The sequence below is a fragment of the Methylobacterium sp. SD274 genome (genome assembly GCF_017355285.1).
Taxonomy (GTDB): domain Bacteria; phylum Pseudomonadota; class Alphaproteobacteria; order Rhizobiales; family Beijerinckiaceae; genus Methylobacterium.
The window spans coordinates 71,056-93,850 of the sequence record NZ_JADIJP010000021.1 but is presented as its reverse complement, the minus strand read 5'-3'; the positions used below and the strand labels follow the sequence as shown (position 1 = coordinate 93,850).

Sequence of the window (22,795 nt, the reverse complement as noted above, 5' to 3'; positions counted from 1 at the left end):
GGGGACGAAGAACGTCCAGCCGTATTGCAGGTTGGCGATCATCACCATGCAGATCACGCCGATCACAAGCTGACCCCAGCGGTATCCATCGGATACTCGCCCACTCGTTGTTTCCGCCCTCGTCATTGTCGTCCTCCGCGTTGTTCTATTTTGCTTCACTCGAGGCGTAGGAGCCGGTTGCCCGGCTTCTAGTCTTGGCGAATGCCGACCCTTGGCGTCGTCAGCATTCTGGTATGTGGAATACCAGCCTCTCTCGTACGTATGAGCCCGTCAAGACCGAGTTGCAGAAAAATCGTCGCCGCAATGCAGCAAACAGGGATTAAACTCAAGATATCGTACAGGCGATGAAGAATCTGTCTGAGCTATGCAAAAACAACATCTCGCGGACGCAAATACGGGTCTGCCATGCCCCTAAGTGCATATTGTTGCATAGGCGCAAATTTGCCGTGGAAACGAGGGGTACAACCCTCAACCACCGGATTTTTGCTGAGAAATCTGAAATCTGGACGCGATGGCTTTGCGCATGCCTTCGGGAACAGGCAATGCCACACCGGCCACGCAGTGACCGAGCCAAGCCGACGAGGACGTACATAGCCTACCCGCCTCGCCCTTGTCCGGCACCATAGTGCTCTTTCATTCATTGACAACCGGTATTTTGCATACCAGAGTTGGAACTCAAGAAGCGATCCGGAAGGGGCGACGTCATGCCGGCGAGGCAGCAGACGGGCACTGGTGCAAGTCGCCTAAACTATATCCGAATGGATCGCTCGGTTCGCGATGCGTTGAACATGTTGCAGAATCCGGGCGTCGACGCTCTCGTCGTCATCGACGGTGTCCCTCTCACGGACGGTGCCATCGTCGGCATCATTACCGAGCGCGAGATCTTCCGTGCCATGGCATCGCGTGGCCTCGAAGTGCTCGACAGCCTTGTCTGGATGTGGGCGAAGGAAGATTTCGCGTCTGTCGACGTCAGCACGTCAAATGCCGACCGGCTTAAACTGTTCTGCGCTTATCAGACCGACCATATCGCAGTAACCGATGGTCTCGTCCTGAAGTCGATCCAGAGCATTTGGAGCTGCGTCGATGCCATGTCTGATAGGAGTACCTCGGCTCACTCGTGATGCTCGACCAGGCATTCGGGGTGTTACAATCGAATGTAACGTCAGGTCGTCCAGAGGTTGCCGAGAGATTAAATGATGCGCAATCGATCTCGATCCTTCGTTGTTGCGCTGCGACGCACTCTCACCGCAGGTGCAGGATAAGATAACCCGCTTCTGATCATTGACCTCCATCGTTTTTGCATTCAAAATTTCGACACGATACCCTAGTGTTTCAGCCTTCTCGAAAGGTTCGATTCAAGCCGGGGGTCGAGGCAAGGAGACGCTACGGGGCAGGGATCGTCGGTGCAACGCCGACCGCTCGCATCTCGTGGCCAACAGGGTTAGCAGCAATGCGTTACTTGGCCATTCTTGAATGCCCGGTCATCTTCAGCGGCGAATCCCCCAACGGGATGACCAGCATGGACATGTGTCCCTCGGCCGGGATTACGCGTGGACTGATCAGCCGCCATGTCAAAGTCATCGATTCAAGGGTGATCGCTGTCTGCATCTGGCAGAGCGAGTTCTGCGCCAAGCTCTACTTCAACGCGGAATGGTACGAGAAGGCCGAGGCACTCTGGGGTGACCGCTATCAGTTGCGGCTCGAGGCCATCGATGAGGAAGCGGTCGCCTGAGGCGTTCGAGGTCGCCGCGATGCATGGCCGCCCTGGAATTCACTGACTCTTGGAGGGGCCGGCCATGTCCATCATGGTGCCCCCGGCTACCGGCCCAGCTGATTTGCCTCCGCGCCTGGAGTTCGGCCCCTGGAATCCGGGGTTGGAATCGACGTTGCCCAGGGCGTTTCTGTCCCTCGAGACGCTCTTCAGGCCGGACAACGTAGAAACCAGCCTCGACGATGCCCGCGAGATGAGTGACGTCAGTGGTCTGCCACTGATGCAGCTCGTACTCTTCCGTGCTCAGCGTCTCGTCGTGCACGAAGTGCTTATCCGCGTCATGGCCGATCTGTCGGTGCCGGTCGGGCGCACTTATGGCGATCTCGGCGTCAACTTTCGGGCCATCGTCAGCACAATCCTGGACACCGGGATTGCGTCTCACGCGATTGAGATCGCTGACCTGCTCGTTCAGATCCGGAGCGACGCCGCGCTCGTGCTCCAACGCGAACTGTCCGAGATGTTCACCCCGAAGGTTGTCGGAGAACCGGCCCGCGGACAACCCTCCCTCTGGCAGCTGATCCTTGGCTCTCCCGAACCGGCCAGGCGGAAAAGGGAGCACGGCACGCCAGAGCAATGGGCCCTCCACCATCTCGACGCGTGGTACGCGCGTTGCGCTACACCATCAGACTCCCTCGAAATGGCGGTTTGCGTCGCCCTGCGACAGGTGGTGACAAGCATCATCCGGCGTCGCGGCTTCCTGATCCGAGACACCGCGCTTCTCCACCGTCTCGTCTGCATCCTGGTCTCGAACCAGTATGGTAGCAGCCGGATCGGCCAGCTCATTGAACCATGGTTCCGCGAGGTCGTCGCACGGGAAGGCTACCGCTCATTGAGAGCCCAGACGCAGCCGGTGGTGATGAACGTCAAAGGCGCATCAGCTTCCGGCAAAAGCACGATCCGGCCTTATCAGCGTGCGCTCGCCGGGCAAGTCGGCCTCGACCAGTCGGATTTTGCTGTCATCACACCCGACGTCTGGCGCAAATTCCTGCTCGATTACGACAGCCTCGGTGCGGCCCGCCGCTATGCCGGTACGCTGACAGGACGCGAGGTCGAGATCATCGACCGCAAGCTCGACCGTCACATGGCGGTGAAGGCTGCGGAGGGGCACATCTCACATCTCCTGATCGACCGGTTCCGGTTCGACAGTTTCACCGTCGATCCCGGAGCAGAGGATGGCAGCCAACTCCTGACCCGCTTCGGCCATTGCGTCTACATGCAGTTCATGATCACGCCGCCGGAGGCAACCGTCGAGCGGGCGTGGAAACGCGGCGAACAATTCGGCCGTTACAAAGCTGTCGAAGATCTGCTCGCACACAACGTCGAAGCCTATACCGGCATGCCACGGCTCTTTTTCACCTGGGCACTCAGGTCGGACAAGCGGGTCCATTTCGAGTTTCTGGACAATAGCGTACCGGAAGGTGAACGTCCCCGAACCGTTGCCTTCGGCATCAACGGCACGATGAATATCCTCGACCTGAAATTTCTCTTCGACATCGATCGGTACCGCAAAATCGATATCTCCGCGCGGTCCGCGCAGGAGGTCTATGCCGCTGCCGGTTCGATGGCGCCTTCGGACAACATGAGCTTTCTGCGCGATTGTATCCGCCGGATGACCACGATCTGCTTTGCGGATTTTGGGACGGGACACGTCTACGCCAAGCTTCACCAGGGGCGCCTGACCCATCTCGCCGCGGATATCGCGGAGCGGGCGGTCGAGAACACGGAATTGAAGGCGACTCTCGGAGCGATAGGCGTATCGGGAGTTTCACTTCCCGTGCCCGAACCCTGCGAGATCCTTCGTCGGGAAGAGGCTCAGACACTGGGCCGCTGGGGTGACGCATTCTAGGCTCTTATGGTCCTGAACGCGTATGCAACGCGTGCGATGGATGCGGCCAAGGCCCAAGCAATGCGGTGAATATAAAGTCCGCTGGGCCAGGTCCACCTGGACGGGTTGGCAGGATGACCTCAGTGTCTGCCCGAGGCCCCGACACGCTCCGATATGCGCTAGCGACATGAGTGGTCGAAGGAATGTGGTATATCAGTTTGCGGTGCAGCATGGCATCAGGGTGATGCAACGCCCTCCGGGAGCCCGCCATGTTCGCCACTCTCTTCGCCGCCGTGATCGTCATGATCGCGCTTCAGGTCCTTCTCGTAGTGAAGGCCGCCGACCTCCTCTCGGCGCGCGCAGACAAGAGCCGCGTCGAAAACCGCGATTACGTTCCAGGCTCGGCAGGTCGCTTCACCGGTATCGCCTGACGGATCGTCTTCGCCTGAAAGAGCGCGGCATCGAGCCTATCCGGCCGACACCGCGCTGAGTCAGGAGGAGCTTCACGTCATGCGCGCAAGCCGAGATGTTGAGACAGGCGGCCCGCGCTTCGTTCAGGGACAGATCATTCGGCTGCAATCCTCTGGATGGCGCCGATCGCCCCTGATTCCGAGATCTTGAGGCGGTCGCTCTCGGAATAACCGAGGACATCTCGCAGGATCTCGTCCGTATGCTCGCCCAACAGGGGCGAGCGCTTGACCTCGACCTGGCTCGCCGAAAGCCGGATCGGGTTTCCCACGGTCAAGTACTTGCCGCGCTCCGGATGGTCGACTTCGACCACCGTGCCGGATTTCCTCAGCGATTCGTCCTCGGCGATCTCCTTCATCGAAAGGATTGGACCGCAGGGGACGTGAAGCGCGTTGAGCGTTTCCATTGCCTCGAACTTGGTCTTCGACATCGTCCAGGCTTCGACCCGGGTGAAAATCTCATTCAGATGCGGCAGCCGCGCTTTCGGCGTCGCGTAATCGGGATGTGTCTTCCATGTCGGCTCGCCGATGACATCGCAGATCGGCTCCCAGACCGCGCCTTGCGCGATGAAGTAGATGTAGGCGTTGGGATCGGTCTCCCAGCCCTTGCACTTCAGGATGCGACCGGGCTGGCCACCGCCGGAATCGTTGCCCGCACGCGGCACCGAATCGCCGAAACCGATCCCCTCCCCGTACTGGCTGTATTCCTTGAGCGGTCCGCGCTCCAGCCGCTGCTGGTCGCGCAGCTTGACCCGGCAGAGGTTGAGAACGCCGTCCTGCATGGCGCAATCGACCTTCTGGCCGACGCCGGAATGCGTCCGTTGGTAGAGGGCGGTGACGATGCCGAGGGCGAGATGGAGGCCGGTGCCGGAATCACCGATCTGAGCGCCTGACACCATCGGGATATCGGTACGGAACCCAGTGGTGGAGGCCGCACCTCCCACGCATTGGGCGACGTTCTCGTAGACTTTGCAATTTTCATAGGCGCCCGGCCCGAAGCCCTTCACAGAAGCGAGGATCATGCGCGGGTTGGCTTCATGAATCGCCTCCCAGGTCAGTCCCATCCGGGCAAGCGCGCCGGGAGCGAAATTCTCCACGAGAACGTCACACTCCTTCACCAACCGCCACATCACCTCGATCCCCTTGGGGTTCTTGGTGTCGAGCGTGATGGAACGCTTATTGTGGTTCAGCATCGTGAAATAGAGGCTGTCCACATCGGGAATGTCTTGGAGCTGTTGGCGTGTGGCATCGCCGACGCCCGGACGCTCGACCTTGATCACGTCCGCGCCGAACCAAGCCAGGAGCTGGGTACAGGTCGGTCCGGACTGGACATGAGTGAAGTCGAGGATCTTCACGCCTTCGAGGGCATTCATAGGACTCTTCCGCGTTGAATGGCGTTCGGCGGATATGATGGGCGCCGGCCGCCCCGGCGTCGCTGACGCTGGAGCGGCCGGACGGACCGACGGCCTACTTCTTCTTTTTGACTGCGCTCTGCGGGTTGAGGCTGCCGATATTGCCGCTTTCGGTGCCGGCCTCCGGGTCGATCACCGCGTTGATGAGGGTCGGGCGGCCCGAATCCATCGCGGCGTTGACGGCCTGGGAGAGCTCGTCCGGCGTCGTCGCGTTGACGCCCACGCCGCCGAAGGCTTCCATCATCTTGTCGTAACGGGAATCCCGGACGAAGACAGTCGTTCCTGGATCGCGGCCGGTCGGATCCGTATCGGTGCCGCGGTAGATGCCGTTGTTGTTGAACACGACGATACAGACCGGCAGGTTGTAGCGGCAGATCGTCTCCACCTCCATGCCGGAGAAGCCGAAGGCGCTGTCGCCCTCCACCGCGAGGACGGGCTTACCGGTCTCGACAGCGGCGGCGATGGCGAAGCCCATGCCGATGCCCATGATGCCCCAGGTGCCGACATCGAGGCGCTTGCGCGGCTGATACATGTCGATGATGCCACGGGCGAGATCGAGGGTGTTGGCCCCCTCGTTGACGAGAATGGCGTCCGGACGTTCGGCGATGATGGTCTTCAGCGCGCCGAGTGCGCCGTGGAAATCCATCGGCGTCGAATTCTTGCGGAGCTTCGACGCCATCTTGGCGAGGTTTTCTTCCTTCTTGGCGGAGATGGCATCGGTCCAGGATGCCGGCGGGGCCTGCCAATCGCCCTTCATCCCGTCGAGAAGCGCGGTGACACAGGAGCCGATATCGCCGACGACGGGCGCCACGATCTCGACGTTCGAATCCATTTCCTTCGGTTCGATGTCGATCTGGATGAACTTCTTCGAGCCGGGCGCGCCCCAGGTCTTGCCCTTGCCGTGCGAGAGCAGCCAGTTCAGGCGTGCGCCAACCAACAAGACGACATCCGCCTCCTTGAGGACGAGGGAGCGGGCCGCCCCAGCCGATTGCGGATGGGTATCGGGCAGGAGGCCCTTGGCCATGCTCATGGGCACGTAGGGAATGCCGCTGGTCTCCACGAGCGCCCGGACTTCGTCATCGGCCTGCGCATAGGCCGCGCCCTTGCCGAGCACGATGAGGGGGCGCTTGGCGCTCTTCAGGACATCGAGCGCGCGCTTGATCGCGGAGGGAGCCGGCAGCTGGGCCGGAGCGGCATCGATGACCTTGACCAGCGACTTGGCGCCGGCATCGGCCTCCATCACCTGAGAGAAAAGCTTGGCAGGTAGATCGAGATAGACGCCGCCGGGGCGGCCCGAAACTGCGGCCCGGATGGCCCGCGCGACGGCAATGCCGATGTCGGCGGCGTGAAGAACGCGGAAGGCGGCCTTGCACAGGGGCTTGGCGATGGCGAGCTGGTCCATCTCCTCGTAATCGCCCTGCTGGAGATCGACGATCTCACGCTCCGACGAGCCGGAAATAAGGATCATCGGGAAGCAGTTAGTTGTGGCGTTGGCCAGGGCCGTGAGGCCGTTGAGGAAGCCAGGCGCGGAAACCGTGAGGCAGATGCCGGGCTTCTTCGTCAGGAAGCCCGCGATGGCGGCGGCGTTGCCGGCGTGCTGCTCATGGCGAAAGGAGATGACCCGCATTCCTGCGGCCTGGGCGAGGCGACCGAGATCGGTGATCGGAATGCCGGGCACGCCGTAGATCGTGTTGATATCATTGAGCTTCAGCGCGTCGATGACGAGGTGAAAGCCATCGGTGAGTTCCGGCTCGGCCGAAACGTCGACATCGATTCTCTGGGCCAAAGCTGACATCGTGTTCTCTCCCTGGTTCTTTGACGTTTTATTTTGATTGGCGGTCCGCAAAGTCGGCGAACCGATGACGTGAACTTTTCCGCCGCGGGATTTGGTTCTCTCGTGCAGTGCAAACCCGATTGTGATGCGGCTTCGGAGACCGCGGGATTCCTCGACGTTAAATCGACGTCCTGGCAGTGACTTTGGAGTTGGCGTTGCCGTGAAGTCGGCCAGCGTGACGTTTCATCCTCCCTCGACGGGGCGTGGATTTTCTTCAACGGGAATCCAAAAATTTATGATCTCTTTGGGTATTCCGCGCAGCTTAATCTTTGCGGCGACTTGGCGGGGTCGATGGTGGACACAACCAAATCACCATGTTTTATAATGCCTACCGCCAGACGGGCGCCGTTCGCCGGCTGGCGATCCCGCGCCTGCCTCGAACACAGAAGGCGCTTTGACCCGATCTAGCAGTCGAAAACTGCTGTAAGCCCTCCGACCCGATAGGCAATTGGTGGCATACCAAATACCAACTGTCAAACGGATTTGCACGATTGTGCCGATCAGCATCGGATCGCCCGAACGCGAGGCGTCGCATGGCCGGTCGACACGGGAAGAATACAACTCCTTCCTTCATGGTAATCGGAAGTCTGCTCTTCGAACCGTAGCGAGGAAAGCGCCACTCAGCTTATGTTAAGAGCTTTGAGCGGGCCGAGGCATTCCTTGTATTTCAAACGCGAGTTTGGCATGCTTCACACCAAGTGTGCTCGCCCGCGTGTGCGAGTTTAAATTATTCTAGGTGGCATGAAAAATGGTTAAAACCGACACATTTCAAGTAAAGCCTATCGTTGCGACTTCAAGCTTGCGTGCATTGGCTTATGACGCGCTCAAAGAAGCAATCACGAACATGAACATTTATAATCAGCGTGAAGAGGTTCGCCTGGATGAGCGAAAGCTGTCCTTGAACCTTGGCGTGAGCCGCACCCCTGTGCGCGAAGCGCTGACGGTATTGGAGCAGGAAGGCTTCGTGCGGTTCGAGGCCCGTCGTGGTGTCTTCGTCATCAAGAAGTCGAAGAAAGAAATTGTCAGCATGATCCAGGCTTGGTCTGCCTTGGAGAGCATGGCTGCGCGCCTCGCCTGCGAGCGGGCCACCGACGAACAACTTCACTGCCTGCGTGAGCACTTTCCAGAATTCTATGAAGGGCGCCCGTCGGATCATCTCGACGAGTATTCGGAAGCCAACATTCGCTTCCACCAGAAGATCATTTCGCTCGGCCAGTGCGACGTGATCAAAGACATCACCAGCAACCTGCTGATGCATGTCCGCGGTATTCGCAACACCGCGCTGCGTCAGGGGGAACGCGCGGCCAATTCGATCAAGGAACACGTGGCGATCATCAAGGCATTGGAAGCGCGGGATGCAGATCTGGCGGAACGCCTCGTGCGCGAGCACGGCCTCGGCCTCGCCAGCCATGTCGAGAAATATGGTGACTATCTCGACTGATCGACGCTGCCGCCAGAGTACCCGCCACATCGCATGGCTCCCCGGCCGTCGGTGACCGACTAAGTCATCGGCGGGGACCGGGCGCGCGGTTCCGCCGGACACCGTGAAGGCCCACCTTACAGGGGCAGGATAAGCCTCCACGGCACGAAGCCCCTTCGGATGATTGAAGGGCCCGGCGGGTGATACCGGCGGACGCCAAGCCGGCCCGCGGTAAGGCGCCTTGAGCGGAACATTGCGCCTCAGGAACAAACTCTACCACCGGGTTAACGGAACCCTTGCAGAACACTTGCGGAACGTCTACCGTGTTCGTGTTTTGTTTCAGCGGCGTTAGTCGCGGCCATTGGCTTCAGTGGAAGAGTGATCTGTATGTTGACGCGTAAGCAGCTGGATCTTCTCCAATTCATCCAACAACGGATGCAGGAGAGTGGCGTCCCGCCCTCCTTCGACGAGATGAAGGACGCCCTCGATCTCAAATCGAAGTCGGGGATCCACCGGTTGATCACGGCCCTCGAAGAGCGCGGATTTCTGCGTCGTTTGCCGAATCGCGCCAGGGCGATCGAAGTGATCCGGATGCCTGAGAGCCTGACCGGTGCACTGGCGCCGAAGCCCGCTCCCGCCGGTGAAGTTCGCCGCTTCACGCCGAGCGTAGTCGAAGGCGGTCGGTCCAAGGCGATGCCGTCCCTGCGCCAGCCAACGACCCAGGCCCAGGACGAGAGCGGAAGGTCGATCACGATCCCGGTCATGGGACGGATCGCGGCGGGCACGCCGATCTCCGCCATACAGAACCAGAGCCATTCCGTGACGCTATCACCGGACTTCCTGGCCGGCGGCGAACATTACGCGCTGGAGGTCCGTGGCGATTCGATGATCGAAGCGGGTATCCTCGACGGTGATCTTGTCGTGATCAAGAAGCAGGACACTGCGAATACGGGCGACATCATCGTTGCCCTCATCGACGATGAAGAGGCCACATTGAAGCGCCTGCGTCGCCGCGGTTCCTCCATCGCTCTGGAAGCGGCAAACCCAGCCTACGAGACGAGGGTTCTGGGTCCGGATCGTGTTCAGATCCAGGGGCGGCTCGTCAGCCTGGTCCGTCGTTACTGAAGCCCGTCCGACTGCGTTTCGGATGACGGATCGCCGTCGTCGCCCTCGGGTTTTATGGGTTTCGGACTTGGTCCCGATTCCTTCGGAGGCGAAGGGGACGGCGTGACGACGGCGACCGCCCGCCGCCATGGCGGACGAGAATGAGGTTGGTGGGCGGACGTGACCTGCGGTCCTTCGGGGCCGAAACGGATGGTGGTGGCGCCGCGTAGAGCCAGGTATGCGCGATCGATGACGAAGCCGGCCCGGCAGTCTTTGGGTGCGTCACGGCGGGCGATGATCACACTCGCCCGTTCGCAATCCTCCGCGAAGGCCCGCTTGTCCTTGACGAGGGCGACGATCCGACCCGGCCCTAACTCGACGACGCATCCGCCGGTATCGCATCGGCTTCTCGGCGAGGCTGCGACGGCGGCGACCTTCCGCGAATCGCCATCCGCCTTGAGCCATTGTTCGAGGACGAAGGCCGGCGGGCTGCCGAGAATGCTCAATCGGCCGTCCCCGTCGCGGAAGGCTGCACCGCCACCCTCACGGTCGATGTAGACGTCGTAACGCGGCGGCATGGTAGCGAGCACGACACCGAGAGCGGCCGGAGCAAGGCCGATCCAGCGTAAGCTCGAGACGGGAAGTGTCAGCAGGAGCAGGGCGAGAGCAAGCAGGCAGAGTGCCGTGCTGCCATAGGCCGGGACGACGAGGGTGGCGTGTCCGAACCCGCTGATCCAGCCGGAGATCGTGAGCATCCCGCGTACGGCGAGCCCCATCGCCCACCAGACCGGCTGGTCCAGTGCGAAGGGATAGGCGAGGATCCCAAGAACCGCCGCCGGCATCACCGCCAGGGAGACGAGGGGCAAGGTCAGGGCATTGCCGACGATGCCGAAGGGCTGGACGGTCTGGAAATGATAGGTCGCGAAGGGCGCCGTGGCGATCTGGGCGATCAAGGTCGTCGCCAGTGTGCCAAGGACCGCGACAGCCAGAAACCGCCAGGTTCGGGCCAAGAGGCCCGCACCTTCGCGTGGCGGCATCCAGCGATTGAGCGCGCCGGCGCAAGCGATGAGGCCGGCAACCGCGCCGAAGGACATCTGAAAGCTCGGTTCGAGAATCCCGTCCGGCTCTCGCGCGAGGGCGATGAGGGCAGCGAGCGCGAGGTTCCGCATGCTCAAAGCCGGGCGATCCACCAGGATCGCGCCGAGCATCACCAACGTCATGATGAGCGAGCGTTCGGCAGCGATATCCCAGCCCGAGAAGACGCAATAGGCCGTGACACCCACCATGGCGAAACCGGCGGCGATCTTCTTGATCGGCCAAACCAGGGCGAGCCCCGGAACGAGGGCGAGCAGCGCGCGGACGAGCCAGAACACGACGCCGGCTGCGAGCACCATGTGGAGGCCGGAAATCGAGACGACGTGGTAGATTCCCGCCGCACGCAGAACCTCGTTGGTCTCGGCATTAATGAGGCCGCGCTTTCCCGTTACCAGGGCGGCGGCCACCGCGCCGGCCTGCCCGCCATTGGCGTCGGTGATGCGCCGGGTCAGCGCGTTGCGGGCGTCGTCTACGGCGGCTGCCAGCGCTACCGAGCGGGGCAAAGGCCTGGGCGGAGGCTTGACGTCGATCTTGCCTATCAGGGAACCGACGGCACCGATCCCGCGAAAATAGGCATCCCGGGCGAAATCATATCCGCCGGGGCGGGCCGCGTCGGGCGGCGGCAGGAGCCGTGCCGTCGCCGAAATGAAATCGCCCGGCTTCAGCGCGAGGGCCTTCTTGTAGGAAACGCGGACCCGCGTGGGCCGGCGGTCCGGCGGGAGGTTGCCGAAACTTTCCACGAGAACGATCAGGCGGGCGCCGACTTCCCGTTCGTCGAGGGCTTCCACCAATCCGGTGAGCGGGGCAATCGTCGTCCGGGCCAGGACGGGTGCCGCTACGACCTGCATCCTCAGAGTGGCGGCCGCGAAGCCCAGGAAGGCTGCGGCAAGTCCGAGAACCAATGCCAAGGCCACGGGCCTCGAACCGAGGCGAAGTGCGAGGGCAGAGAGTGCGGACGCGACGAGGAGGGGTGCTGCCAGCGCCGGCTGACCATCCGTGGCGGTGAAACAGACGAGGATGCCAAAACCGAACGTGACGGCAAGCCAGGGAGACAGGCGCCTCTGTTCGGATTCCTGAACCAGCCCGTCGACGATCCAGCGTCTAATCGCGCCGATCAGGATCGCGGGTGAGCGTGACGAGGCCGAGGCAGCACCCGTCGCACCCGCGGCTCGCGCATTGGCCTGCGCCATCTCCGGCTGCGTCTCTCCTCACGGCTCGCGAAGTGCGAGAGATGCCGCCCGCGCGAAATCGTCCCCGTTTCGCGACTCGGCGCCACGCTTTCTTAACGTCATCGAAAACGCATGCTACATGCGCCGATCCGGGCCGGTCGATCCGCCCTCTCACTTCACGCACAAGTTTAACCGCCCGATGTCGTCACCCGTCGTTACGCGCTTTGCCCCCTCCCCTACGGGGTACCTGCATATCGGGGGAGCGCGCACGGCGCTCTTCAACTGGCTCTATGCCCGTCATTTCGGCGGCAGAATGCTGCTGCGCATCGAGGATACCGACCGGGAGCGCTCGACCCAGGGCGCCATCGATGCGATTCTCGACGGGCTCCGCTGGCTCGGGCTCGATTGGGATGGGGACGTCGTCTACCAGTTCGCCCGCGCCGCGCGGCACCGCGAGGTAGCGGAAAGCCTGCTCGCTTCGGGCAACGCCTATCATTGCTACGCGACGCCGGACGAACTCACCGCCATGCGCGAAGCCGCGCGGGCCGAGGGACGTCCCATGCGCTATGACGGGCGTTGGCGCGACCGCGATCCTTCGGAGGCACCGGCGGGCGTGAAGCCGGTCATCCGCCTGCGCGCCCCATCCGAGGGCGAGACGGTGGTGGAGGATCAGGTTCAGGGCCGCGTGACCTGGGCCAACAAGGATCTCGACGACCTCGTCCTGCTCCGCTCCGACGGCAATCCGACCTACATGCTCGCGGTCGTCGTCGACGATCACGACATGGGCGTCACCCATGTGATCCGTGGCGACGACCACCTCACGAACGCCGCACGGCAGGGCCAGATCTATGATGCGCTCGGTTGGTCCGCGCCCATCATGGCCCATATCCCGCTCATCCACGGTGCTGACGGCGCCAAGCTCTCGAAGCGCCACGGCGCGCTCGGGGTCGATGCTTATCGCGACCTCGGCTACCTGCCCGCCGCCTTGCGCAACTACCTCGTCCGCCTCGGCTGGAGCCATGGCGACCAGGAGGTGTTCTCGACGGAGGAGATGATCGCTGCCTTCGATCTCAAGTCGATCGGACGCTCAGCTGCCCGTTTCGACTTCGCCAAGCTCGAGAACCTCAATGGGCTCTACATCCGCGGCGCGGAGGATGCCGTGCTGATCGATGCGATCGAGACGATCCTGCCGGCCCTCGCCGCCGATCGCGGTTTGCCCACGACACTATCCCCCGAGCTTCGTGACAAGCTGCGGGCGGCGATGCCCGGCCTGAAGGAACGCGCCAAGACTCTGGTCGAGCTTCTCGACAGCGCCTATTACCTCACCGCCTCCCGGCCGCTCAATCTCGATGACAAAGCGAAGACACTGCTGAGCGAAGAGGCCCGCCAGCGCCTCGCCGCGATCCTGCCGCCTCTCGGCGACCTTCCGGAATGGAACGCGGCCTCCACGGAAGGCGCCGTGCGCCGGTTCGCGGAGGAGAACGCACTCAAACTCGGCCTGATCGCGCAGCCCCTTCGGGCCGCGCTGACCGGGCGCGCGACCTCACCCCCGGTTTTCGACGTCATGGCCGTACTTGGACGGGATGAATGTCTGGGCCGCTTGGCCGATCAGACGGCGTCCGCCTGATCGCATGCATCGAACCGGTGACAGATCGGCCCGGTTTTCGCTTCAGCGATAGCGTGGAGAGGGGGATCGGTTGAAGGCGGTGGGCCGATCCGCTAACCCGATAGATGTGTGAGCACTTGCAGCATAGGTCTGCCCGTGCGCTCCGGGCCGAAGTGGTGGGTGTCGCCATGCGGACCGGCGCTCCCCTCTGCCAAGGTCTGCCTTCTGCCAAGAAAGGGTCCACGTCTCCATGAGCGCCTCCAGCACGATCTCCGTGGGCGACAACCAAGTCGAGCTTCCGATCAAGACCGGTACGATCGGACCTGACGTCATCGACATCGGCAAGCTTCACGCCAAGACCGGCATGTTCACCTTCGATCCGGGATTTACTTCCACCGCGTCCTGCGAATCGAAGATCACCTATATCGACGGCGATGCCGGCGTGCTCCTCTATCGCGGCTACCCGATCGAGCAGATCGCCGAACAGGGCGACTTCCTCGAGACGTGCTACCTGATGCTGTTCGGCGAATTGCCGACGCCCGCCCAGAAGGCGGATTTCGACTACCGGGTCACGCGCCACACCATGGTGCATGACCAGATGAACCGCTTCTTCCAGGGGTTCCGCCGCGACGCCCACCCGATGGCGATCATGGTCGCCTGCGTTGGCGCGCTCTCGGCCTTCTATCACGACTCGACCGACATCTCGGACGACAAGCAGCGGATGATCGCCAGCTTGCGCATGATCGCTAAGATGCCGACGCTCGCAGCGATGGCCTACAAGTATTCCATCGGTCAGCCGTTCGTCTATCCGAAGAACGACCTCGATTATACCTCGAACTTCCTGCGGATGTGCTTCGCGGTGCCGTGCGAGGAATTCGTCGTCAACCCGATCTATGCGCGCGCGCTGGACCGGATCTTCATCCTCCACGCCGATCACGAGCAGAACGCCTCGACCTCCACCGTCCGTCTGGCCGGTTCCTCGGGCGCCAACCCCTTTGCCTGTATCGCCGCCGGCATCGCGTGCCTGTGGGGCCCCGCGCATGGCGGCGCCAATGAAGCAGCGCTCAAGATGCTGGAAGAGATCGGAACGCCCGACAACGTCGCGAAATACGTCGCCAAGGCCAAGGACAAGAACGACCCGTTCCGGCTGATGGGCTTCGGTCACCGCGTCTACAAGAACTACGATCCGCGCGCCCGCATCATGCAGAAGACCACGCATGAGGTGCTCAGCCAGCTCGGCATCAAGGACGATCCGCTTCTCGAAGTTGCTGTGCAGCTTGAGCAGATCGCTCTGAAGGACGAGTACTTCATCGAGAAGAAGCTCTACCCGAACATCGATTTCTATTCCGGCATCACCCTCAAGGCGATGGGATTCCCGACCTCGATGTTCACGGTGCTCTTCGCCCTGGCCCGCACCACCGGGTGGATCGCCCAGTGGGCGGAGATGATCGAGGATCCGTCGCAGAAGATCGGCCGTCCGCGCCAGCTTTATATCGGACCCGACAAGCGCGAATACGTGCCCATCGGCCAGCGCGGCTGATACTTTCGTTCAGGCCGTCCGCTGTATTCGACCTCGCTTTCGAGGCGAACGTCACGGAGGGTCATGATCTCGTGGGTAGAGGAATGAATGAAGGTGGGGTGGCCGACAGGCTGCCCCGCCTTTTTGTGCCCCTCTTCGCGTCGTGAGCCGCCTGAGGAGCGAGGCCTGATCGATCTGGGCAAACAAAAAGGCCGCCCTCTCGGGCGGCCTTTCTCGTCTCGGCAATGATCCGGTGGGATCAGCGCGAATAGAACTCGATCACGAGGTTCGGTTCCATCTGGACCGGGTAGGGAACCTCGGTGAGGCTCGGCACGCGGGTGACGCGAGCCGTCATCTTGGAGTGATCCACCTCGATGTAGTCCGGCACGTCACGCTCGGCGAGCTGCGAGGCCACGACGACGATCTCGAGCTGCTTCGAGGAATCCTTCACCTCGATCACGTCGCCCGGCTTCACGAGGAAGCTGGCGATGTTCACGCGACGGCCATTCACCTTGACGTGGCCGTGGTTCACGAACTGACGGGCAGCGAACGGGGTCGGCACGAACTTGGCGCGGTACACGACCGCGTCGAGGCGACGCTCCAGCAGGCCGATCAGGTTCTCGCTCGAATCGCCGCGCAGACGGATCGCCTCGGCGTAGTAACGGCGGAACTGCTTCTCGGTGATGTTGGCGTAGTAGCCCTTGAGCTTCTGCTTGGCGCGCAGCTGCGTGCCGAAGTCGGACATCTTGCCCTTGCGGCGCTGGCCATGCTGGCCGGGGCCGTATTCGCGGCGATTGACCGGGCTCTTCGGGCGGCCCCAGATATTCTGGCCCATACGGCGATCGAGCTTGTGCTTCGCCTGAATACGTTTTGACATCGCGGTTCCTCTCAGCGAGTGAGATTGGTCGAGGAACGCGCCCTCCTCTTCCCGAAGCGGCCCGAGGCCGAAGCGGAACGACAGAGCGGACATTGCCGCTCACGGGTGCGCTTGAAAAAGCTGCGGGGCCCCTCTCGGAGCCCCGTAACTCTGCGCTGCATAAGCGAGAGATGCCCGAGGGTCAATGCCGAGGCGGCAACACATCTATTGCAAGGCGAGCGGCATCATCTCCACGGCGACGTCGCCGACACCTCTTGCGTCGAGAGAGCGACGCAGGGAAGCCGTGATGCCCACACCGCTGGTGAAGGCCGTGAGCCCCGGGGGGATGTCGTCCAGGGGCTTACGACGGGATGGACCGAGAAGCTGTGTCACCCGGCGGGCGATGGCCGGCGCCGGGTCGATCCAGCTCACTTCCCATGGGGCAAGGCGCTGGAACCGCGCGAGCAGCAGCGGATAATGGGTGCAGGCGAGGCAGACCACATCCGTGCGCCGACCATCCTCTCCCTCGACGAAGCAGGGTGCGATTTCGGCGGCGAGCAGCGCGTCGTCGACAGGATGCCCCGCAAGTTCGGCCTCGGCATAGGCCGCCAGATTCGGCGATCCGACGAGCGTGACCACGCAATCACCCGCATAAGTCTCGATCAGGTCGTGGGTGTAGGGCCGCGCAACCGTACCCGGCGTCGCCAGAAGAGTGATCCTGCGTGAACGCGTCGCTTCCGCCGCTGGCTTGATCGGTGGCACGACGCCCACGAAGGGGGTGGAGAAACCTGCCCGGAGAGCGGGAAGCACAAGGGTCGATGCGGTGTTGCAGGCGATGACGATGAGGTCGGGCGCGTGGCGCGCGATCAGTCGCTCCATCACCGTCGTGACGCGGGCGACGAGGATGGTCTCGGAGAGGCGGCCATAGGGAAAAGCCGCATCGTCCGCCGCATAGACGTAACGCGCGTCGGGCCGGGCCCGCCGGACCTGTTCGAGAACCGTCAGCCCCCCGAGCCCCGAATCGAAGACGAGGATCGTCGGGGTCGGCCGGATTTCGGCAACCAGGGCCGCTGTCATCGCTCCCGCCATCAGATCGATCCGCATACGAGCCTTGCCTGGACACAGTGCGTGGATGGCAGAGTGTCGGGCGACAGGGTTAAGGCCGTGTCACTGCGGCATGAAAAAGGCCCGGCATTTTCAGCGCTTGTGCGCCGCGGCGATGGGCGCAGACGAAGGGCCGTTGCCGAATCGCAGCGGAGCCATATTTCCGCATCATGGATGCGAGTGGGGTGATCGACATGGCAGCGACAGCGGCAATTCGCGAGACTTCGCACCATCAGGCGGACGGCGCAGCATTCCCGCCACCTAACGTATCGGCGCGACCGGTGGATCGCGCAGCCTGGATCAGAGCCTTCCGCGCGGTGCGCGACGAAACGGAACGCCGCGCCGCGCCTCTCTCGCCGGAGGACCAGCAGATTCAGTCCATGGCGGATGCCAGTCCGACGAAATGGCATCGGGCCCATACAACGTGGTTCTTCGAGCAATTTCTCCTGCGTGATCACGTCCCCGGCTACCGTATCTATGACGAGCGGCTGCACTACCTGTTCAATTCCTATTACGTCGCGGCCGGCCCCCGGCAGCCGCGAATCATGCGCGGCCTCATCACCCGCCCGACCGCCGACGAAGTCGCCGGATACCGTGCCCATGTGGACCGGGCAGTGGAAAGCCTCCTATCGGATGCCACCGACGCGACCCTCGAGACCGTGTTGCCGATCCTCGAAATCGGCCTCTATCATGAGCAGCAGCATCAGGAATTGCTGCTCACGGACATTCTCCATGCCTTCGCGCAGAATCCGCTGAGCCCCGTCTACGATGCCGGATGGCGATTTCCCCGTCCGGTATCGCGCGGCGGAGCCGCCGAACTGCGGGGTGGGGTGGCGAAGATCGGGCATGAGGGAGAAGGCTTCTCGTTCGACAACGAATCGCCGCGACATGAAACTCTGATCCTGCCGTACCGGATCGACAAAGGCCTCGTCACCAATGCGCAATGGCTCGCCTTCATTGAGGATGGCGGCTACGCGCGTCCTGAACTCTGGCTCTCGGATGGCTGGCTCGCGGTACAGGCGGAGGGCTGGGAGGCCCCTGGCTACTGGCAGCGCAACGATGCAGGGCAATGGTCGAGCATGACCTTTGCCGGGCGGGCAGGCATCGACCCAGCCCTGCCTGTCACCCATGTGAGCTATTTCGAGGCGGATGCCTTCGCCCGATGGGCAGGGCGCGACCTGCCAACCGAATTCGAATGGGAGATCGCCGCCAAGGAGAGCCTTCTCGACGACGCTTTCGGCCTCGTCTGGCAATGGACCCGCTCGGCCTATTTGTCCTACCCGGGCTACAGGCCGGTCTCCGGTGCGCTCGGCGAATACAACGGCAAGTTCATGTCGAACCAGTTCGTTCTGCGCGGTTCCTCGGTGGCGACATCGGTAGGACATGCCCGCATCGGCTATCGCAACTTCTTCTATCCCCACCAGCGCTGGCAATTCACGGGACTGCGGCTGTCGAACTATCGCGACTGAGCATCGTTTCCCACACCCGCGTAACCCAGCGTCCTTTGGCGTCCTTCGGAGACTTGCCCGTGACCATCAATCCCGTCTTCACGGACGCCACACCCCTGTCCGCCGTCAGCTCGGAAGAACAATTCCGCGATGACGTCCTGGTTGGACTCACGGCGGCGCAGAAATTCATTCCGGCGAAGTATTTCTACGACGAGGTCGGCTCGGATTTGTTCGAGGCGATCACCCGCCAGCCGGAATATTACCCGACCCGAACCGAGATCGGTATTCTGGATGAATCGGGGGCGGACATCGCCTCACTTCTTCCCCCGCGCGCGAACCTCGTGGAATTCGGTAGCGGCTCGACGGTGAAGGTCCGGCGTCTTCTTGTTCATCTGACTGATCTGGCGGCCTACGTGCCGGTGGACGTTTCCGAAAGCTTCCTGAGGAGCGAGGCCGAGACTCTGTCTCGCGATTTCCCTCGGCTGTCGATCCAACCGGTGGCCGCGGATTTCACCCGGCCTTTCACTCTCCCCGACGGGCTTTCCAACGGCGCCGTGGCGGGGTTCTTTCCGGGCTCGACAATCGGAAATTTCGAGCCGCCCCAGGCGGCCCATCTCCTCGCCCATTTCGGGAGGGTTCTTGGGCGCGGGGCATCTCTCGTCGTCGGCGTCGATCTCGTGAAAGACAAGTCCGTGCTGGACGCGGCCTATGACGATGCGGCGGGAGTGACGGCGCGGTTCAACCTCAACTTGCTGCATCGGATCAATCGTGAACTCGGCGCCGATTTCGACCCGTCAGCCTTCGCCCACCGGGCCTATTTCGCCCCAGAGGCTTCGCGGATCGAGATGCATCTCGTCAGCCTGCGCGCCCAGCAGGTATCACTCGCGGGCCGCCGGTTCAGCTTCTCGGAGGGAGAAACGATCCATACCGAGAACAGCTACAAGTACACGGTCGACAGCTTCCGCGACCTTGCCAGCCAAGCCGGATGGAACGTGGCTAAGAGCTGGACTGACGGCGAGCGCCTGTTCTCGGTCCATGCCCTCACGCGCGGATAAGGATCAGGCTTTCTTCTCGAGCATCTGCTTGACCTGCATCAGCTGGTCCCAGACGGTCCCAGGAGTGGTGCCGAGCACGTCGAAACCGGCGCTGATGCCCCAATAGATCCCGTAGCAGATGATCGGAACGAGGATCCAACCCAGGATTTCCTCGCCCCGGCGACGGCGCATGCGCCGGCGTCGACGCTCTTCTCGGCGGGTCAGTTTCTGCGGGCGGGCCGCGACATGCGTGCCTTGGCTGGAGAGTGGCGTCAGGGGGCCCTCTTGCAGATCGCTCATGGATACTCCCCTGTTGTCGCGAGTGGCTAATGACGATCACAGGCTCGATGCTTCTGGCGACGATCTGAACCGTCGCCGGACACCTGAACCTGTCATGTCGCTCGGCGAGCCCCCTCGCAGGATTCACGACCGGACGGGCGCCTATGCACCCATTCGAACGCGGTTGCTAACGACCGATCATGCCCATGTCGACCACGGGACCGACGTTTTCGTGGCACGATACGAAGTCTCAATCGTCCAACCCGGTGGGGCAGACCCATTTGCGCATGGCATAAAGCAGAAGGGGCGCGTCTTCCGTTGAGGAAGACGCGCCCCTTCTGACCGATGCCTCGTGCGATCAGGCTCGAACGAGAGGAACCTTAGGAACGGTGCGGACGCCGCCCGAACCGCCGGGACCGCCCTTGTCGTCCTTCTTCGCCTCGTCCTTCTTCCGCGGAGCAGCCTTCGCCCGGCTACGCTTGCGCTTGCTGCCACCGGCGTCGGTGACGTCCTTTTCCGGCTTGGGAGTTACTGGGCCGGCCGGGAACTCGAAGGCCAGTGCATCCTTCTGCGCCAGCGCCTCGCCGTCCTCGGCCTTTTTCAGCACCACCCTGACCGCGCCGCCGTCCTTGAGACGTCCGAAAAGCACCTCGTCAGCGAGCGGAGTCTTGATCGTGGTCTGGATCAGGCGTGCCATGGGCCGCGCGCCCATCGCCTCGTCATAGCCATTCTCGGTCAGCCACTCGCGTGCTTCGTCGGACAGCTCGATCGTGACGTTGCGGTCGGCGAGCTGGGCCTCGAGCTGAAGCACGAACTTGTCGACGACTTTGGCCACCACGTCCTTCGGCAGATGTCCGAAGGAGATGATCGAGTCTAGGCGGTTCCGGAATTCGGGCGCGAAGAGCTTGTTGATCGCCTCCACGTCGTCTCCCGTGCGCTTGGTCTGAGTGAAGCCATAGGCGGACTTCGCCATGTCCGATGCGCCCGCATTCGTCGTCATGATGATGATGACGTTGCGGAAATCGACCTGCTTGCCGTTGTGATCGGTGAGCTTGCCGTGATCCATCACCTGCAACAGGATGTTGAACAGGTCGGGATGAGCCTTCTCGATTTCGTCCAGCAGCAGCACGCAATGCGGATGCTGGTCGATCCCGTCCGTGAGCAGCCCGCCTTGGTCGAAGCCGACATAGCCGGGCGGTGCGCCGATCAGGCGGCTCACCGTATGCCGCTCCATGTATTCCGACATGTCGAAGCGGATCATCTCGATGCCGAGCGATGAAGCCAGCTGCTTGGCCGCCTCCGTCTTGCCGACGCCGGTCGGGCCGGCAAACAGGTAGGAACCGATCGGCTTGTCGGGGTCACGCAGACCGGCACGGGCCAGCTTGATCGCCGAAGTCAGCGCCTCGATGGCATTCGACTGGCCGTAGACGACGCGCTTCAGGTTCTCGGTGAGGTTCTTCAGAACCACCGCGTCGTCCTTGGAGACGGTCTTTGCCGGGATGCGGGCCATCGTGGCGATGGTCGCCTCGATCTCCTTGACGCCGATGGTCCGCTTGCGGCGGGCTTCCGGCACCAGCATCTGCGAGGCGCCGGTCTCGTCGATCACGTCGATCGCCTTATCCGGCAGCTTACGGTCGTTGATGTAGCGCGCCGACAGTTCCACGGCGGCCTTCACGGCCTCGGTCGTGTACTTGAGTTTGTGGAACTCCTCGAAATAGGGCTTGAGCCCCTTCACGATCTCGATAGCGTCCGGGATCGACGGCTCGTTGACGTCGATCTTCTGGAACCGGCGCACCAGGGCACGGTCCTTCTCAAAGTACTGGCGGTACTCCTTGTAGGTGGTCGAGCCGATGCACCGAAGCGAGCCGTTGGCTAGAGCCGGCTTGAGGAGGTTCGACGCGTCCATCGCGCCGCCGGACGTCGCACCGGCGCCGATGACCGTATGGATTTCATCGATGAACAGCACCGCGTTCGGATGCGCCTCGATTTCCTTCATCACCTGCTTGAGGCGCTCCTCGAAGTCGCCGCGATAGCGCGTGCCGGCGAGCAGCGTCCCCATGTCGAGGGAGAACACCGTCGCATCGATCAAGACTTCCGGGACTTCCTTGTTGATGATCTTGCGCGCCAATCCCTCGGCGATGGCAGTCTTGCCCACGCCCGGGTCGCCCACGAGCAGAGGATTGTTCTTCTGCCGGCGGCAAAGGATCTGGATGGTACGCTGGACCTCGCTCTCACGTCCGATCAGCGGATCGATCCGACCATCACGGGCCTTCTTGTTGAGGTTGACGCAATAGGCATCCAGCGCGTCCCCCTTCTTCTTCGTGCGGTTCTCGGCCTCATCGCCGCTCGGACGCTCGGACGAGGGCTCCTCTTCCGCACCGCGAACCGGCTTCGCCTCCGAAGCGCCCGGGCGCTTGGCGATACCATGGCTGATGTAATTGACCGCGTCGTAGCGGGTCATGTCCTGCTCCTGCAGGAAATAGGCGGCATGGCTTTCGCGCTCGGCGAAGATCGCCACGAGCACGTTGGCCCCGGTCACCTCTTCCCGGCCGGATGATTGGACATGGATGACCGCCCGCTGGATGACCCGCTGGAAGCCCGCCGTCGGCTTGGCATCCTGCCGGCCATCCCCGATCAGGTTGGCGAGTTCGGTATCCACATACTCGACCAGGCTGCGTTTCAGCATGTCGACCTCGACGTTACAGGCGCGCATGACGGCTGCGGCATCCTGGTCGTCCACCAGGGCGAGGAGCAGGTGCTCCAGCGTCGCGTATTCGTGCCGGCGCTCGCCGGCGAGCGCCAGGGCGCGGTGGAGAGCTTGTTCTAGGCTGCGAGAGAAGCTGGGCAAAAGC

Annotated in this window: 17 protein-coding genes; 10 read left to right on the top strand and 7 right to left on the bottom strand. The window is 62.5% G+C overall.

Features of this window, described 5'->3' with window-relative positions; genetic code table 11:
* The first annotated feature begins 704 nt into the window (after nucleotides 1-704).
* From IPV08_RS17600 to IPV08_RS17585, 4 genes are all read left to right on the top strand, one after another.
* Nucleotides 705-1,121 carry a CBS domain-containing protein gene (locus tag IPV08_RS17600; protein ID WP_246748012.1) on the top strand — a complete coding sequence of 139 codons (417 nt, stop codon included), beginning with the start codon at nucleotides 705-707 and terminating at the stop codon, nucleotides 1,119-1,121.
* 470 nt (nucleotides 1,122-1,591) lie between these two features.
* A complete protein-coding gene (locus tag IPV08_RS24725; RefSeq protein WP_246748011.1) occupies nucleotides 1,592-1,732 on the top strand; it encodes a hypothetical protein in 141 nt (46 codons plus the stop codon).
* A gap of 73 nt (nucleotides 1,733-1,805) precedes the next feature.
* Nucleotides 1,806-3,617, top strand: coding sequence for a zeta toxin family protein (locus IPV08_RS17590; RefSeq protein ID WP_246748015.1), 1,812 nt, complete (start codon nucleotides 1,806-1,808; stop codon nucleotides 3,615-3,617).
* Between the two features lie 248 nt (nucleotides 3,618-3,865).
* Nucleotides 3,866-4,027, top strand: a complete 162-nt coding sequence (locus IPV08_RS17585; protein ID WP_200919169.1) for a hypothetical protein — start codon at nucleotides 3,866-3,868, stop codon at nucleotides 4,025-4,027.
* A 134-nt stretch (nucleotides 4,028-4,161) separates the two neighbouring features.
* Here IPV08_RS17585 and frc read toward each other — a convergent pair whose 3' ends face one another.
* Both frc and oxc read right to left on the bottom strand, forming a co-directional pair.
* On the bottom strand, nucleotides 4,162-5,436 hold the full coding sequence (gene frc / locus IPV08_RS17580; protein ID WP_056430911.1) for a formyl-CoA transferase: 1,275 nt from the start codon (nucleotides 5,434-5,436) through the stop codon (nucleotides 4,162-4,164).
* Between the two features lie 94 nt (nucleotides 5,437-5,530).
* The gene (oxc, locus tag IPV08_RS17575; protein WP_207412818.1) at nucleotides 5,531-7,270 is read right to left on the bottom strand and encodes an oxalyl-CoA decarboxylase; all 1,740 of its coding nucleotides are present in this window, start codon (nucleotides 7,268-7,270) and stop codon (nucleotides 5,531-5,533) included.
* A gap of 787 nt (nucleotides 7,271-8,057) precedes the next feature.
* Here oxc and IPV08_RS17570 point away from each other — a divergent pair.
* Together IPV08_RS17570 and lexA are read left to right on the top strand one after the other, a co-directional pair.
* Nucleotides 8,058-8,750 (top strand): GntR family transcriptional regulator, encoded by a 693-nt coding sequence (locus IPV08_RS17570; RefSeq protein WP_056430919.1) that lies wholly within the window; start codon nucleotides 8,058-8,060, stop codon nucleotides 8,748-8,750.
* 366 nt (nucleotides 8,751-9,116) lie between these two features.
* Entirely contained in the window at nucleotides 9,117-9,854 is a 738-nt protein-coding gene (gene lexA / locus IPV08_RS17565) for a transcriptional repressor LexA (RefSeq protein WP_207412817.1), read from the top strand.
* Here the strand turns inward: lexA and IPV08_RS17560 are convergent.
* On the bottom strand, nucleotides 9,848-12,118 hold the full coding sequence (locus tag IPV08_RS17560) for a ComEC/Rec2 family competence protein (RefSeq protein WP_207412816.1): 2,271 nt from the start codon (nucleotides 12,116-12,118) through the stop codon (nucleotides 9,848-9,850). The genes lexA and IPV08_RS17560 overlap by 7 nt on opposite strands.
* A 178-nt stretch (nucleotides 12,119-12,296) precedes the next feature.
* Here IPV08_RS17560 and gltX point away from each other — a divergent pair, with 178 nt between their 5' ends.
* Both gltX and gltA read left to right on the top strand, forming a co-directional pair.
* A complete protein-coding gene (gltX, locus tag IPV08_RS17555; protein ID WP_207412815.1) occupies nucleotides 12,297-13,724 on the top strand; it encodes a glutamate--tRNA ligase in 1,428 nt (475 codons plus the stop codon).
* Nucleotides 13,725-13,953: 229 nt separating this feature from the next.
* The gene (gene gltA / locus IPV08_RS17550; protein WP_056430927.1) at nucleotides 13,954-15,243 is read left to right on the top strand and encodes a citrate synthase; all 1,290 of its coding nucleotides are present in this window, start codon (nucleotides 13,954-13,956) and stop codon (nucleotides 15,241-15,243) included.
* A gap of 238 nt (nucleotides 15,244-15,481) precedes the next feature.
* Here gltA and rpsD read toward each other — a convergent pair whose 3' ends face one another.
* Together rpsD and murI are read right to left on the bottom strand one after the other, a co-directional pair.
* Complete coding sequence (gene rpsD, locus IPV08_RS17545) at nucleotides 15,482-16,099, bottom strand: 30S ribosomal protein S4 (RefSeq protein WP_056430930.1); 618 nt, start codon at nucleotides 16,097-16,099, stop codon at nucleotides 15,482-15,484.
* 204 nt (nucleotides 16,100-16,303) lie between these two features.
* A complete protein-coding gene (gene murI / locus IPV08_RS17540) occupies nucleotides 16,304-17,182 on the bottom strand; it encodes a glutamate racemase (RefSeq protein ID WP_207412814.1) in 879 nt (292 codons plus the stop codon).
* 194 nt (nucleotides 17,183-17,376) lie between these two features.
* Here murI and egtB point away from each other — a divergent pair, with 194 nt between their 5' ends.
* The gene (gene egtB, locus IPV08_RS17535; protein WP_207412813.1) at nucleotides 17,377-18,651 is read left to right on the top strand and encodes an ergothioneine biosynthesis protein EgtB; all 1,275 of its coding nucleotides are present in this window, start codon (nucleotides 17,377-17,379) and stop codon (nucleotides 18,649-18,651) included.
* 59 nt (nucleotides 18,652-18,710) lie between these two features.
* Nucleotides 18,711-19,685, top strand: a complete 975-nt coding sequence (gene egtD / locus IPV08_RS17530) for an L-histidine N(alpha)-methyltransferase (RefSeq protein WP_207412812.1) — start codon at nucleotides 18,711-18,713, stop codon at nucleotides 19,683-19,685.
* A gap of 3 nt (nucleotides 19,686-19,688) precedes the next feature.
* Here egtD and IPV08_RS17525 read toward each other — a convergent pair whose 3' ends face one another.
* On the bottom strand, nucleotides 19,689-19,964 hold the full coding sequence (locus IPV08_RS17525) for a hypothetical protein (protein WP_056430939.1): 276 nt from the start codon (nucleotides 19,962-19,964) through the stop codon (nucleotides 19,689-19,691).
* A 337-nt stretch (nucleotides 19,965-20,301) separates the two neighbouring features.
* Entirely contained in the window at nucleotides 20,302-22,791 is a 2,490-nt protein-coding gene (gene clpA / locus IPV08_RS17520; RefSeq protein ID WP_207412811.1) for an ATP-dependent Clp protease ATP-binding subunit ClpA, read from the bottom strand.
* Nucleotides 22,792-22,795: the final 4 nt, after the last annotated feature.

What these genes read in the sequence shown, in the direction of transcription:
- IPV08_RS17600 (WP_246748012.1), top strand. Translation starts at nt 705, where the DNA reads ATGCCGGCGAGGCAGCAGACGGGCACTGGTGCAAGTCGCCTAAACTAT.
- IPV08_RS17590 (WP_246748015.1), top strand. Translation starts at nt 1,806, where the DNA reads ATGGTGCCCCCGGCTACCGGCCCAGCTGATTTGCCTCCGCGCCTGGAG.
- IPV08_RS17585 (WP_200919169.1), top strand. Translation starts at nt 3,866, where the DNA reads ATGTTCGCCACTCTCTTCGCCGCCGTGATCGTCATGATCGCGCTTCAG.
- frc (WP_056430911.1), bottom strand. Translation starts at nt 5,436, where the DNA reads ATGAATGCCCTCGAAGGCGTGAAGATCCTCGACTTCACTCATGTCCAG.
- oxc (WP_207412818.1), bottom strand. Translation starts at nt 7,270, where the DNA reads ATGTCAGCTTTGGCCCAGAGAATCGATGTCGACGTTTCGGCCGAGCCG.
- IPV08_RS17570 (WP_056430919.1), top strand. Translation starts at nt 8,058, where the DNA reads ATGGTTAAAACCGACACATTTCAAGTAAAGCCTATCGTTGCGACTTCA.
- lexA (WP_207412817.1), top strand. Translation starts at nt 9,117, where the DNA reads ATGTTGACGCGTAAGCAGCTGGATCTTCTCCAATTCATCCAACAACGG.
- IPV08_RS17560 (WP_207412816.1), bottom strand. Translation starts at nt 12,118, where the DNA reads ATGGCGCAGGCCAATGCGCGAGCCGCGGGTGCGACGGGTGCTGCCTCG.
- gltX (WP_207412815.1), top strand. Translation starts at nt 12,297, where the DNA reads ATGTCGTCACCCGTCGTTACGCGCTTTGCCCCCTCCCCTACGGGGTAC.
- gltA (WP_056430927.1), top strand. Translation starts at nt 13,954, where the DNA reads ATGAGCGCCTCCAGCACGATCTCCGTGGGCGACAACCAAGTCGAGCTT.
- rpsD (WP_056430930.1), bottom strand. Translation starts at nt 16,099, where the DNA reads ATGTCAAAACGTATTCAGGCGAAGCACAAGCTCGATCGCCGTATGGGC.
- murI (WP_207412814.1), bottom strand. Translation starts at nt 17,182, where the DNA reads ATGCGGATCGATCTGATGGCGGGAGCGATGACAGCGGCCCTGGTTGCC.
- egtB (WP_207412813.1), top strand. Translation starts at nt 17,377, where the DNA reads ATGGCAGCGACAGCGGCAATTCGCGAGACTTCGCACCATCAGGCGGAC.
- IPV08_RS17525 (WP_056430939.1), bottom strand. Translation starts at nt 19,964, where the DNA reads ATGAGCGATCTGCAAGAGGGCCCCCTGACGCCACTCTCCAGCCAAGGC.